Source organism: Streptococcus rubneri (genome assembly GCF_004785935.1).
Taxonomy (GTDB): domain Bacteria; phylum Bacillota; class Bacilli; order Lactobacillales; family Streptococcaceae; genus Streptococcus; species Streptococcus rubneri.
In genome coordinates this window covers 617572-630448 of record NZ_SRRP01000001.1, presented here as the reverse complement: position 1 = coordinate 630448, position 12877 = coordinate 617572, and the positions used below count along the sequence as shown (strand labels likewise).

Genomic DNA, 12877 nt, shown 5'->3' with positions numbered 1-12877 from the left:
TAGGCTCATAATGAGCTATGGAAGGAATACCCAAAAGGGTAAAAAAAAAGAATCCATACTGAAAACAAGTATGAATTTCATCATTTATTTTTTACAAGTATTATCATATCATAAATAAAATCTAAAATCAAGAAACCCAACCAATCCATGTTAGGTTATCTAACATAACATTGTCTTGCAGTCTCAGGTTTTCTTTGTTACAATGGACCTATTAGATAAATGGAGGTTGATCATGAAGAAAGGGAAAATCATTCAGGATATAAAAACTAACACCACTTGGCCAGTGCTCATTTCTACACTGTTCTATGTCTTTTTAACCTTCCTATTTGTTGAAGGTGGGCTTTGGCTTGGGAATGAATTGCTTGGACCATTTTCTCTAGTCATAGAGTTTTTAACAGAGCTCTTTTCACCAGGCAATGGAGGAGCGAGTGTCCAAGAATTTTTCTACCATTATTTTCTTTATTATGAACTTTTCAGTTTTGTATTCATTCTCTTACTCTTTATTTTTTGGGTGAAGTTCATTGAGAAGAATCCTCTATCGACTTTAGGTTTTGTAAAAAAGAATTGGCTCAAGTATCTAGGTTGGGGGATCTTGCTTTCACTGCTTCAAATGGGTGTGATTGCCCTTGTCTACCAGTTGGGTGGAATTGGGTCTTTTGAGCTGAATGAATTAAGTTTAGAACCCATCCTCTTTATTCTAGGCTTATTCCCATTTTGGCTCCTTCAAGGAGGAACGGAAGAAGTGGCGACGCGGGGTTGGCTCCTAACTCGGATTGCTGCAAGAACTAATTTGCCTTTAGCGATCGCGATTTCTAGTAGTCTCTTTGGCTTTCTCCATCTGGGGAATTCAGGAGTGACCTTCTTATCCGTACTAAATATTGTCCTTGATGGAGTGCTAGCTGGTCTTCTCCTTATCTACACCGATAGTATCTGGCTAGTGGTCGCTCAGCACGGGACCTGGAACTATGTACAAGGAAATCTCCTTGGTTTTCAAGTTAGTGGGACGGGCGCAGATGCCTCTATCTTTAGCTTTAGCATGGGTGCTGGCCCTGACTGGCTTACCGGAGGAGCATTTGGTGCAGAAGGATCGATTATCACTACCCTGGTTCTACTTTTATCTATAGTGGTCGTTTATCGCTTAGGGGAGAGGAAAGAAAGAGTTGTTAATGAACAAGTGTGAAATGGCTGAAAGGAAATAATGATGAATACGAGAGGCTGGGACAAAAGTCCTAGCCTCTCAATTGTCTTTGGATTGTCGAGCAAGACGCAGTGGTTGAGTGGGCTCTACTACGCTGATTTCATCAGCTTTTACAGTCCTACTCAACTGTGCGGAGGTGGGACGACGAAATCGAATTCTAACGAATTACCGATTTCTGTCCCACTCTCTTTTCTGTACTAGAATCCTCTCATCAAAAGTCAGAGAAATATCCTTCATTATGGTAAAATAAAGGCAGTACAGCCGAAGGAAGAAAGTATGATTAATAGAATTACAGACAACAAATTTAAACTAGTATCAAAATACCAACCGTCTGGGGACCAACCGCAGGCCATCGAGCAGTTGGTAGATAACATCGAAGGTGGCGAGAAGGCCCAAATCTTGATGGGGGCGACTGGTACGGGGAAGACCTATACCATGAGCCAGGTCATTGCCCAGGTCAATAAACCGACCCTAGTCATCGCCCACAATAAAACGCTAGCAGGTCAGCTCTATGGGGAGTTCAAGGAATTCTTTCCAGAGAATGCTGTCGAGTATTTCGTCTCTTACTACGATTACTACCAGCCTGAAGCCTATGTGCCATCGAGTGATACCTATATCGAAAAAGATAGCTCTGTCAATGATGAGATTGACAAGCTGCGTCACTCAGCAACCTCCGCTCTTTTAGAACGAAATGACGTCATTGTAGTTGCGTCTGTTTCATGTATCTATGGGTTGGGTTCTCCCAAAGAATACTCGGATAGCGTGGTGAGCCTGCGCCCAGGTCTCGAGATTTCCCGCGATAAACTGCTGAACGACTTGGTGGATATCCAATTTGAACGCAATGATATCGACTTTCAACGGGGGAAATTCCGTGTCCGTGGGGATGTGGTCGAGATTTTCCCAGCTTCGCGTGATGAGCATGCCTTTCGAGTCGAGTTTTTTGGCGATGAGATTGATCGTATCCGTGAAGTTGAAGCTTTGACCGGTCAGGTGCTTGGTGAAGTGGACCACTTGGCTATTTTTCCGGCTACACACTTTGTGACCAATGACGATCATATGGAAGTGGCCATTGCCAAGATTCAGGCGGAACTGGAAGAGCAGTTGAAGGTCTTTGAAAAAGAAGGCAAGCTCTTGGAAGCCCAACGATTGAAACAACGGACTGAGTATGACATTGAAATGTTGCGAGAGATGGGCTACACTAATGGCGTAGAAAACTACTCCCGTCACATGGACGGACGGAGTGAAGGAGAACCACCTTACACCCTTCTTGACTTCTTCCCAGAAGATTTTCTCATTATGATTGACGAAAGTCACATGACTATGGGGCAAATCAAGGGTATGTACAATGGAGACCGCTCGCGCAAGGAGATGTTGGTCAACTATGGCTTCCGTTTGCCGTCGGCCTTGGACAACCGGCCACTGCGTCGAGAGGAGTTTGAAAGCCATGTCCACCAGATTGTTTATGTGTCTGCGACACCAGGCGACTATGAGATGGAACAAACCGATACCATCATCGAGCAAATTATTCGTCCGACTGGTCTTCTGGATCCAGAGGTGGAAGTGCGTCCGACTATGGGTCAAATGGACGATCTATTGGGTGAGATCAATGCGCGAGTCGAACGTGGAGAGCGGACCTTTGTCACCACCCTGACCAAGAAGATGGCAGAAGATTTGACCGACTACTTCAAGGAAATGGGTGTCAAGGTCAAATACATGCACTCGGACATTAAGACCTTGGAGCGGACGGAGATTATCCGTGATTTGCGTTTGGGTGTCTTTGATGTCTTGGTCGGTATCAACCTTCTTCGCGAAGGGATTGATGTACCGGAAGTTAGTCTAGTTGCCATTCTCGATGCGGATAAGGAAGGATTCCTTCGTAACGAACGGGGGCTTATCCAGACTATTGGACGGGCTGCCCGTAATAGTGAGGGTCACGTGATCATGTATGCGGACACCGTGACCCAGTCTATGCAAAAAGCCATCGATGAAACAGCCCGTCGTCGTCAGATTCAGATGGCCTATAATGAAGAGCATGGCATCGTCCCACAAACCATTAAGAAGGAAATCCGTGATCTCATCTCTGTTACTAAGGCTGTGGCCAAGGAAGAAGACAAGGAAGTGGACATTACCAGTCTCAACCGCCAAGAGCGCAAGGAATTGGTCAAGAAACTGCAAGGTCAAATGCAAGAAGCCGTCGAAGTGCTTGACTTCGAGTTGGCAGCCCAAATCCGCGATATGATGTTGGAAGTCAAGGCCTTGGATTAGATAGGATAAAACGAATGAAGATTATCATTAAAACAATGGAAACACCTGAAGAGATAGAAGGTAAATCTATTGTTCACTGGCATACGTGGAGAGAGGCTTATGACGACCTTTTGCCTGCAGATTATCAGGAGACGATGACATTAGATAGATGTCGTTTCTTTAGTCAAAAGTATCCAGAAAATACTTTGATTGCGATGGATGGAAAGAAGGTCGTTGGTTTTATCAGTTATGGAAAATTTCGTGGTGAGACTATTCAAGCTGGTGAAATCATTGCCTTATATGTTTTAAAAGATTACTATGGAAAAGGTGTGAGTAAACAGTTAATGCATGCTGCATTTGTTGCTCTTGATCAATTCTCTGAAATTTATTTATGGGTATTGAAAGATAATAAGCGAGCCATTGCTTTCTATCAAAAAATGGGTTTTACTTTTGATGGCCAAGAACAAATACTTAAACTTGGAAAACCTGTTAAGGAATTGCGGATGATATGTTCTTCAAATAAAAATTCCTAAAGGACGTATCTATCAATCTTGGAACCATTATCAATTAATCAAGTATAAAGAATGAAAGAGATTGAACGAAAAAAAGACTTGAAGGAGAATACGAATGAAAATTTTAGTCATCAATGGGCATCCCGATAAGGAAAGTTACTGCCAGACTATTTTTCAAACCATTGTCGAAAATATTAACTCAAATCGCCACGTGCTAGAAGTGATCAATCTCAATGAAGAGGATTTTGACCCGGTCCTTCGCTACGGCTATCGAAAGCGGATGGAGGAAGATCCTTTTATTCTTCGTTCCCAAGAATTAATCCAGTGGGCGGATCATCTGATCTTTGTTTATCCCATCTGGTGGAGTAGTATGCCGAGCCTTATGAAGGGCTGGATCGACCGGGTCTTTACACCGGGGATTGCCTACTCGGCCAATGATCAGGGAAGCTTCATCTGGAATTACCTTAGAGGCAAGCAATTTAAGAAGTTGCTTAAAGGCAAAACAGCTAGTATTTATGCGACCTCCATGGCGCCTACTTGGTGGTACAAGATCTTTTCAGGCCCTCTCAACATTCCTGATAGTTATGGTATCTCTGTTTTGAAAAATGCCGTCTTGAACCATTGTGGGATCAAAACCAAGCGTGTCTGTATTTTAGGTGAAGTCGGCCGGGATGTGAATACCGCTAACATGAGAGAACAGCATCTCAAAAAGGTAGCAGAAGAAGTGAAGAAACTATCTTGAAACAAGATTCTAAGAGACACAAATAATTAAAAAATAGTACAAGGTAAAGAGAAAGACAGATAACTAGACCGATTTGAAAAAAGGGTAAGAAGCTAATGGAGAAAATCCACTCAAATGAAAAATAATCAAAGAAAATCAAATACAAAAAAGAATCTATCAAGGAGAGAAAGTTTTCAGCTCTGGCTAGATTCTCATAAAATTATAGGCTTTTTCCTGATCCTTGATCTCATCTTAGGAATAGGAATAGGTATCAATATTATTTTTAAGAGTCTTCCTATTCCGTCGCCCTATAGAGATATCAATTATAGTTTTCCATTATATATAAATCTTTTTTGTCTGGTGTATCGATTATTTGACTATTGGTTCCTAGACTTTTCTAGGACAAGGATGACTCTAACAAGATTTGCTGGATTGTTCGTCTATCTTAATAGTATCGGTTTAATAGTCCATCTCTTTATTGGAATTAGTGGGAAAAATAGTAAGGGGCTCCTGCCTTCCCTCTTATCTCTAGATCACAGTTACATTTGGTTTCCTATAGCAACCTATCTGGTCTTTTTTACCGTGTCTGCTTTAACGATTTTGCTTATGAAATATATTGAAACAAAAAGGAATAAATCATAGAAAGGAAATTTATGTCACGTACAACGCCTACTATACTAACAAATCTATGTCTGATCGAAGACTGTGCATCGAATAAAGTGGTTCTCCAATACCGCTCACCTGAAAAGACTCACTGGTCTGGCTATGCTTTTCCGGGTGGCCACATTGAAGAAGGAGAAAGTTTGGTCGAGTCCGTCATCCGTGAGATTGAGGAGGAAACCGGCCTCACCATTTTTAATCCCCAGTTAGTAGCTGTGAAAAACTGGCAGTTGGAGGATGGCACCCGCTATATCGTCTTTTGCTACAAAGCGACAGAATTTACTGGCCAGCTCAGATCGTCTGATGAAGGAGAAGTTTCTTGGGTTGAGAAGGACCAATTAGAAAAGTTGGACTTGTCCTACGATATGCTTCCTCTGCTGGAAGTGATGGAAGACCCAGATTTATCCGAGTACTATTATCGCAAACGGACAGACGATGGTTGGGAAAAATATCGCTATTAAGGAGTTAGGTAACACTAGCTCTTTTCTTATTCTTGTAAGAAGTGGAAAAAAATAGTATGATGGAAGAGTTTAGGAATACCTTATATAGAGGGAAGAGGTTTTAACATGAAGGATTTTCACTTTGATGCCATTGCTGCATTTGAAAATTATGACATTAAAAAGATGAGAGACGGCCATGTCATTGTGACAACGAAGGTCGTTGAATCCTCTCTCAATTATTATGGAAATGCCCACGGTGGCTATCTCTTTACTTTGTGTGACCAGATCAGTGGCTTGGTCGTGATTTCACAGGGAGTAGATGGTGTGACCTTGCAGTCTTCCATCAATTATTTGAAAGCAGGGCGCCTAGGAGATGTTCTCACGATTCACGGGGAATGTGTCCACAGTGGGCGGACAACTCGGGTTGTCGATGTCGATATTACGAATCAAGATGGTGCCAATGTCTGTAAGGCTACCTTTACCATGTTTGTAACGGGAGAAAGAGATGAATCAGCAAAAGTACGCATTTAAAAACTATATTTTTGATTTTTATGGAACCTTGGTCGATATCGAAACCGATGAGTCGAGTCCAGTCTTGTGGGAGACCATGGCCCAAATCTACCAATCCTATGGTGCTCATTATACAGGGGAAAGCTTGCAAGCACGATATAAGGAGTTGGTGAAGCAAGCTGAGGAAAGTATCGCTAAGGAAAAACAAGTCACTTATCCGGAGATTGACTTGACCGTGATCTTTGTTCAACTTTATCTAGAAAGTCATCCAACAGGAGCCAGTGTCCATCATCTCAAAGAGTGGGGGCGTTTGATTGCTCGGACCTTCCGTGTTCTCTCTCGCAAACGCTTGGAGCTTTACCCACACACGAAAGAAGTCTTAGAAGATATGAAAGAGTCAGGTTGTCGGCTCTATCTCTTATCTAATGCACAAGCGGACTTTACCAACCCAGAGATTGATTTGGTCGGCTTGAGAGAGATTTTCCATGATATTTATTTGTCGTCAGATGCTGGGATTCGCAAACCTCAGTCCGAATTTCTCGTGAAAGTGATCAAAGAACACCAGTTGAATCCTGATAAAACGGTTATGGTAGGGAATGACTTTACTACAGATATAGCTGTAGCGAAAAGTATTGGTATGCAAAGTATCTTGATCAATACCTTCCCATACTCTGAAGCTGAACTGCGCGAGAAGAATCAAGCAGGAGTACGCGTGATTCGAGGCATTCAAGAATTACAAGAAGATTAAAGGTTATCATCGATTCTAGGAGGACAAGTCGCCCCCTTTTTTTAGGATGTGCTTCAATAGAACGGTATTTGTCAAATTTTCCCTTTCATGGTATACTATGGGAGTTAATTTTGCTAAGGAGATTAAAATGAATAACTTACCAAACTGTCCAAAATGTCATTCTGAATATGTCTATGAAGATGGTGCCCTCTTGGTCTGTCCAGAGTGTGCTTATGAATGGAACCCAGCTGAAGTCGTTGAAGAAGATGGTGTCGTTGCGATTGATGCCAATGGAAACAAATTGGCTGATGGGGATACCGTCACCTTAATCAAAGACTTGAAAGTCAAGGGCGCACCAAAAGATTTGAAACAAGGAACGCGCGTGAAAAACATTCGCATTGTTGAAGGCGACCACAACATTGATTGTAAGATTGATGGATTTGGCGCAATGAAACTCAAATCAGAATTTGTGAAGAAGATTTAAGAATAAGAAGAAGGGCTTAGCCCTTTTCTTTCAGGAGAATACTATGAAATTCAAACTATTGTTTAGTTATCGTTTTCTATTGTTTATCTTAAGTGTCATCGGTGTTTATCTGCAACTCACTAAGCATGGTGGCTTTGGGATGATGCTTTATTACACCATTTTGTCTAATATGTTGGTCATGTTCTTCATGGGAGATATGGTTTGGCGCATGCTTCGTGGTCGTTCGACCCAGACCCAGGGTTATCTTCGCTTGAAGGGTGGTATCACCATGTCTATCATGATCACCTGTGTCATCTACCACTTTATGCTAGCACCAATCGCGACACCTGAGAAGTTTTACCGTTTGGAAAACTTCCTCTGTCATTACATTGTTCCTTTGATGTTCTTCTTTGATACCCTGGTCATTGATAAACCCAAACAGTACCGTAAGTCGGATCCGTTAGCTTGGACCTTGCTTCCTTTGCTCTATATGGTCTTTGCTCTTCTCAACGGTTTGGTCCTTAAATGGCCAGTACCTGGCGCTAAAGACAGTCCTTTCCCTTATTTCTTTATCAATGTCAATCGTTTTGGCTGGCTCTATGTCGCTAAGATGGCGACGATCATTTTTGTCGCTTATTTACTAGCTGGATGTGGCCTGTTTGCCCTGAAGAGGATTGGTAAAAAAGGAACAGATCATTATTAAAGAGAAGATTTGTTGATAAAAATCCGAACATTAGTAGAAAAAAATAAGTTTTTTCTTGCATCCCACTATAAACTGTGATATAGTATGGATAATTAAATAGTCCTTTAATCCTGTCCCGTGAGGCAGGCAAGGAGTCTGATCAAAATAAGGGGTGAACTAGATGCGTTCTAGGTCTTATCTCTTAGTATTTTTCTGAAGCCTCCTTGATAAAGGGAGGCTTTTTTCTATCAATTAGGAGGAAAAAATGAAGATCAAAGAAGTCGTTGATGATCTGACCATGAAGCGGGCTATTACTCGCATCACCTATGAAATCATCGAACGGAATAAGGATCTGAGCCAAATTGTTTTGGTAGGGATCAAAACTCGTGGCGTATTCATTGCCAATCGCATCAAAGAACGGTTAGCACAACTAGAACAAATAGAAGTTCCAGTCTGTGAATTGGATACCAAGCCTTTCCGTGATGATATTAAAGTAACAGAAGATTCAACCGTTTTACCAGTAGATATTACTGGCAAAGATGTCATCCTGATTGATGATGTCCTTTATACAGGTCGGACTATTCGAGCAGCCATCGATAATCTTGTCAGTCGCGGACGCCCATCGCGTGTTAGCCTGGCTGTCCTAGTGGATCGTGGTCATAGAGAATTGCCGATCCGACCAGATTATGTTGGAAAGAACATTCCAACAAGTCGATCAGAGGAAATCATTGTCGAAATGACTGAGCTAGATGGTCAAGATCGCATCTTGATCGAGGTGAGTGAATAAGGTAGTTTTCAAATCGTCGCTATATACAGGAGCGACTGAGGGAGCTTCCTGTATCGTTTTCACATATGCATATCTTTGGAATGGAGTTACAACATGTCTACAAATCAAATCGCACTTAAAAACCTTGTCTCAATGGAAGCTTTATCAAACGAAGAAGTTATGGCTTTGATTAAGCGTGGGATTGAATTTAAAAATGGAGCAAAAGCTCATTATGACGAGCAACATATCGTGGCCAACCTCTTCTTTGAGTCGTCAACACGTACGCACAAAGCATTTGAAGTGGCTGAGTTGAAATTGGGTTGTGATCTCCTTGACTTTGATGTGAAAACGAGCTCTGTAAACAAGGGTGAAACTCTCTATGATACGATTTTGACCATGTCAGCTCTCGGAGTAGATATCTGCGTCATCCGTCACCCAGAAGTAGACTACTACAAGCAATTGATTGAAAGTCCAACCATCACAGCCTCTATTGTTAACGGGGGAGATGGGTCTGGTCAACACCCAAGCCAAAGTTTACTAGACTTGATGACCATCTATCAAGAGTTTGGTCACTTTGACGGACTCAAAGTTTGTATCGCTGGTGACTTGGATCACTCACGGGTTGCAAAATCCAATATGCAAATCTTGAAACGCTTGGGCGCAACCCTCTACTTTGCTGGTCCAGACGAGTGGAGAAGTGCGGAGTTCGAAGAATATGGAACCTTTGTGACGATTGATGAAGTCATTGAAGAGGTCGATGTTATGATGTTCCTCCGTGTGCAACACGAACGTCATGACTACGAATCACTCTTCTCAAAAGAAAACTACCATCGTTTGCATGGCTTGACACAAGAACGCTATGATCGTATGAAAGATACAGCTATCTTAATGCACCCAGCTCCAGTAAACCGTGATGTGGAGATTGCTGACCACTTGGTAGAAGCTCCTAAATCACGCATTGTGGAGCAAATGACCAACGGTGTCTTTGTCCGCATGGCTATCATCGAAGCGGTTTTAGCTGGACGGAAATAATAGAGTTAGAAAATAGAAAGGAGAAGTGAGAGAGTCTACAAAAGGTGGTCTTTTCTCACTTTTCTTTTTGGAGTCTGTAAGGAGAGTTTATGGTAAAACGTCTCTTAGTATTAGAAGATGGGACGGTTTTTGAAGGAACTGGTTTTGGAGCTGATACCTATGTCAGTGGGGAATTGGTCTTAAATTCTGCCATGACGGGTTATCAAGAATTGATTACCGATCAATCCTATAAGGGTCAAATATTAGCCTTTACTTTTCCAGTTATTGGAACAACAGGAATCAATCGAGATGATTACGAATCGATTTTTCCAGGGTGTCTAGCTGTGGTAGTGAACCAATTAGCTAGCCATCCCAGTAATTGGCGCATACAGCTGTCCTTGGATGCCTATCTGAAGAAACACAATATTCCAGGGATTCAAGGGGTTGATACCAGAAAACTGGCTAAAATTGTTTCAGAACATGGAAGTATCAAGGCAACAGTGGTTAATGAAGGGGATGCGATTGAGCATATCCTAGATCAACTTCGGGCAACCGTCTTGCCTTTTGACCAGGTTCGTCAAGTGTCTACCAAAACCCCTTATGCAGCACCAGGATTTGGTAAGAGTATTGTCTTGATCGATCTGGGCTTGCGTCATTCGGTTTTGCGTCAATTAATCGCGAGAGGGTGTAATGTAACGGTCGTTCCTTATTCGATTAAATTGAAAGAATTAAAGGATCTCCAGCCAGATGGGATCATCCTATCCAGTGGTCCAGGGAATCCCCATCATATTGATAGTATTTACCAGGTCATTGCTAAAATTGATCCTCATATACCTATTATGGGGATCGGCTTGGGGGCAGAATTACTGGCCCTTGCCCACGGAGGCAGCCTCAACAACCTAAAAAGGCCTCATCGAGGACTCAACATTCCAGTAAAAGAGGTTGCTACTGGGAAGGTCGAAATTACTAGCCAGAATCACCAGTACAACATTGAACGCGATACCCTTCCACGTGATTTTCTGATTACCCATGAGGAGCTTCATGATCACTCTATCGAGGCTTTTCGTCACCGCTATCTTCCCTTGATTGGTGTCCTCTATCATATTGAGTCCAGTCCAGGACCAAGAGAAAGTCTCTATTTCTATGATGAATTTATGGATCTGATTGAAAGTAAATTAGACGAAAGAAGGGAGGAGTTATGGTCATGAATCAAGTAACACTTTTGTGTGCAGAATCCTTCAATGATGTCAGTTTGCTTGGAGCACTCACTTCTTGTCCCTTATTAAAAGAACGTGGCTACCAAACAGAAATCCTCTATTGTGGAGATGAGAACGAGATTACCAAAGAAGCTGGAGATGCTGTTTCAGTTATTCGTTTAAAGTTGGATAGTCTAAAAGAAGCCCTTCTAGCGACAAATACAAGAAACTTACTACTGTCTTTTGCGGACAAGCAACTCCTTGGCTTATTATTCCGATTGGAGGAAATTGGGTTTCTTAAGGTGCATAAGATCCGTATTCTAGGAACTTCGCTTAGGCAGTACAGAGCCTTTTACCATCAGGCAGACCAAAAGACATTTTTACAGGACTTGGGTTATCAAGTTCCTTCCTCTTCCTTGGTTTCGACAGTCAGAGAGGCCATTGAGTTTTCGGAGCAGATTCAATTTCCTATTGTTGTTTGGCCACTTGCCAGTAAGCATGGGCAAGGGCGTCGAATAGCTAATAACTTGGATGATTTATGTGAGGCTGTCGAAAATGGGCTAGAAGTATCGCCACAAGGTCAGTGTTTGTTGGAGTTCTCGACAGTTGGTTTCAAGGAGTTGGAATACGTCGTAGTCCGAGATCGACAGGATAATTATTATCTTGCGGGAAATATTGAGAGTGTAGACCCGGTGGGGATCCATTCCAGTGATTCCTATCAAGTCATCCCTAGTCTGACACTGACAGATACAGAGCATCAAACCTTGCGGGAGGCAGCTTTATCAATTGTGCGCCATTTACGATTGGTTGGAGCGACCTCCATCAAGTTTGCCTTGGACCCAAAGAGTTACCAATTTTATATCCTTGAGGTCAATCCATTTGCCTCTGATTCTTTTTCGTCCATGTCCATGGCCTTAGGTTATTCCCTTTATCACCAAGCCTTATGCTTAAAATTAGGCGACCACCTTTTGGATCTTCCTCACCCGACGATGAAAGGTCTTACCGCCCTGTTTGAACCGAGTCTTGACCGAATTTTCTTTAAACTCCCTGTCTTTCCAATAGAGAAAGTTTCAAGGGTCCTCAATACTCAGATTAACTCAATCGGTGCTCTCTATGGGTTTGGGACTAGTCTAGAAGAAGCCTATCAACAAGCTGTTGAAAATTTTGGTTCGGACCAATGGCCTAAGAATATTCTAAAAGATGTTTCTGACGATGAATTGATTCAACGGATTGCTAAACGGATGCCCTACAGATTTTCATCTATTTTAGAAGCTCTACATAGAGGATTTGAAATGGAGGAAGTTTGTGACTTGAGTCGGATGGATCCTTTCTATTTGCAATTCCTCTATAATATCTATTTATTTGAACAGGAAACAAGGCCCGTCGAGACTCAATCCTTAAAATTTCATCCCTTGGACTTGTCAGCCGGCTTTGAAAAAACTGGTGAAACTGTCTCTTATTTTACCTCTGTAAGTGGGGAAGATGAAGCGCCAGATTGGAAGGAATGGATCCTCTTGGTTGACCAAGGAGACCCAGCAGATTCAAGAGTAATTCTCAAAATCCTCAAGCGTCTAAGACTAGTAAAAGAATCTGGAAGAAAAGTAGCTCTTATCAGTAGCCGTCCCTTCGTTGCCCATGAGACAAAGACCTGCTTACGAATCCCCATCTCTATCTATGAAAGCTATCAAACTCAAATCGATGCTCAGTTTGCCCAAGTTGAGGTTATCAAATAAAACAAACAAAAATG

13 protein-coding genes are annotated in these 12877 nt (G+C 42.2%); all 13 read left to right on the top strand.

Annotated elements, in window-relative coordinates; translation table 11 throughout:
• The first annotated feature begins 232 nt into the window (after positions 1–232).
• The 13 genes from E5S68_RS03260 (at position 233) to E5S68_RS03190 (ending at position 12863) form a co-directional block, all read left to right on the top strand.
• The gene (locus E5S68_RS03260) at positions 233–1180 is read left to right on the top strand and encodes a CPBP family intramembrane glutamic endopeptidase (RefSeq protein WP_200773500.1); all 948 of its coding nucleotides are present in this window, start codon (positions 233–235) and stop codon (positions 1178–1180) included.
• Between the two features lie 294 nt (positions 1181–1474).
• Positions 1475–3463 carry an excinuclease ABC subunit UvrB gene (gene uvrB / locus E5S68_RS03250; protein ID WP_135782331.1) on the top strand — a complete coding sequence of 663 codons (1989 nt, stop codon included), beginning with the start codon at positions 1475–1477 and terminating at the stop codon, positions 3461–3463.
• Between the two features lie 14 nt (positions 3464–3477).
• Positions 3478–3975 (top strand): GNAT family N-acetyltransferase, encoded by a 498-nt coding sequence (locus E5S68_RS03245; protein WP_135782330.1) that lies wholly within the window; start codon positions 3478–3480, stop codon positions 3973–3975.
• Positions 3976–4069: 94 nt separating this feature from the next.
• Positions 4070–4696, top strand: a complete 627-nt coding sequence (locus E5S68_RS03240) for an NAD(P)H-dependent oxidoreductase (protein ID WP_135782329.1) — start codon at positions 4070–4072, stop codon at positions 4694–4696.
• Between the two features lie 632 nt (positions 4697–5328).
• Positions 5329–5796 carry an 8-oxo-dGTP diphosphatase gene (locus tag E5S68_RS03230; RefSeq protein ID WP_200773501.1) on the top strand — a complete coding sequence of 156 codons (468 nt, stop codon included), beginning with the start codon at positions 5329–5331 and terminating at the stop codon, positions 5794–5796.
• Positions 5797–5901: 105 nt separating this feature from the next.
• Positions 5902–6306 carry a PaaI family thioesterase gene (locus tag E5S68_RS03225; RefSeq protein WP_135782328.1) on the top strand — a complete coding sequence of 135 codons (405 nt, stop codon included), beginning with the start codon at positions 5902–5904 and terminating at the stop codon, positions 6304–6306.
• Positions 6281–7033: an HAD family hydrolase gene (locus tag E5S68_RS03220; RefSeq protein WP_135782327.1), complete on the top strand. Its 753-nt coding sequence runs from the start codon at positions 6281–6283 to the stop codon at positions 7031–7033. Before E5S68_RS03225 ends, E5S68_RS03220 begins: the two co-directional genes overlap by 26 nt.
• Positions 7034–7160: 127 nt before the next feature.
• Positions 7161–7496, top strand: coding sequence for a zinc ribbon domain-containing protein YjdM (locus tag E5S68_RS03215; protein WP_006597346.1), 336 nt, complete (start codon positions 7161–7163; stop codon positions 7494–7496).
• Positions 7497–7539: 43 nt separating this feature from the next.
• Positions 7540–8178, top strand: a complete 639-nt coding sequence (locus E5S68_RS03210) for a Pr6Pr family membrane protein (protein WP_135782326.1) — start codon at positions 7540–7542, stop codon at positions 8176–8178.
• Between the two features lie 244 nt (positions 8179–8422).
• Positions 8423–8944 (top strand): bifunctional pyr operon transcriptional regulator/uracil phosphoribosyltransferase PyrR, encoded by a 522-nt coding sequence (gene pyrR / locus E5S68_RS03205; protein ID WP_006596278.1) that lies wholly within the window; start codon positions 8423–8425, stop codon positions 8942–8944.
• Between the two features lie 93 nt (positions 8945–9037).
• Positions 9038–9955, top strand: coding sequence for an aspartate carbamoyltransferase catalytic subunit (locus E5S68_RS03200; RefSeq protein ID WP_048690641.1), 918 nt, complete (start codon positions 9038–9040; stop codon positions 9953–9955).
• A gap of 89 nt (positions 9956–10044) precedes the next feature.
• Positions 10045–11142 (top strand): carbamoyl phosphate synthase small subunit, encoded by a 1098-nt coding sequence (locus tag E5S68_RS03195; RefSeq protein WP_135782325.1) that lies wholly within the window; start codon positions 10045–10047, stop codon positions 11140–11142.
• The gene (locus E5S68_RS03190) at positions 11139–12863 is read left to right on the top strand and encodes an ATP-binding protein (RefSeq protein ID WP_234697727.1); all 1725 of its coding nucleotides are present in this window, start codon (positions 11139–11141) and stop codon (positions 12861–12863) included. The genes E5S68_RS03195 and E5S68_RS03190 overlap by 4 nt, the downstream gene beginning before the upstream one ends.
• The last annotated feature ends 14 nt before the right edge of the window (positions 12864–12877 follow it).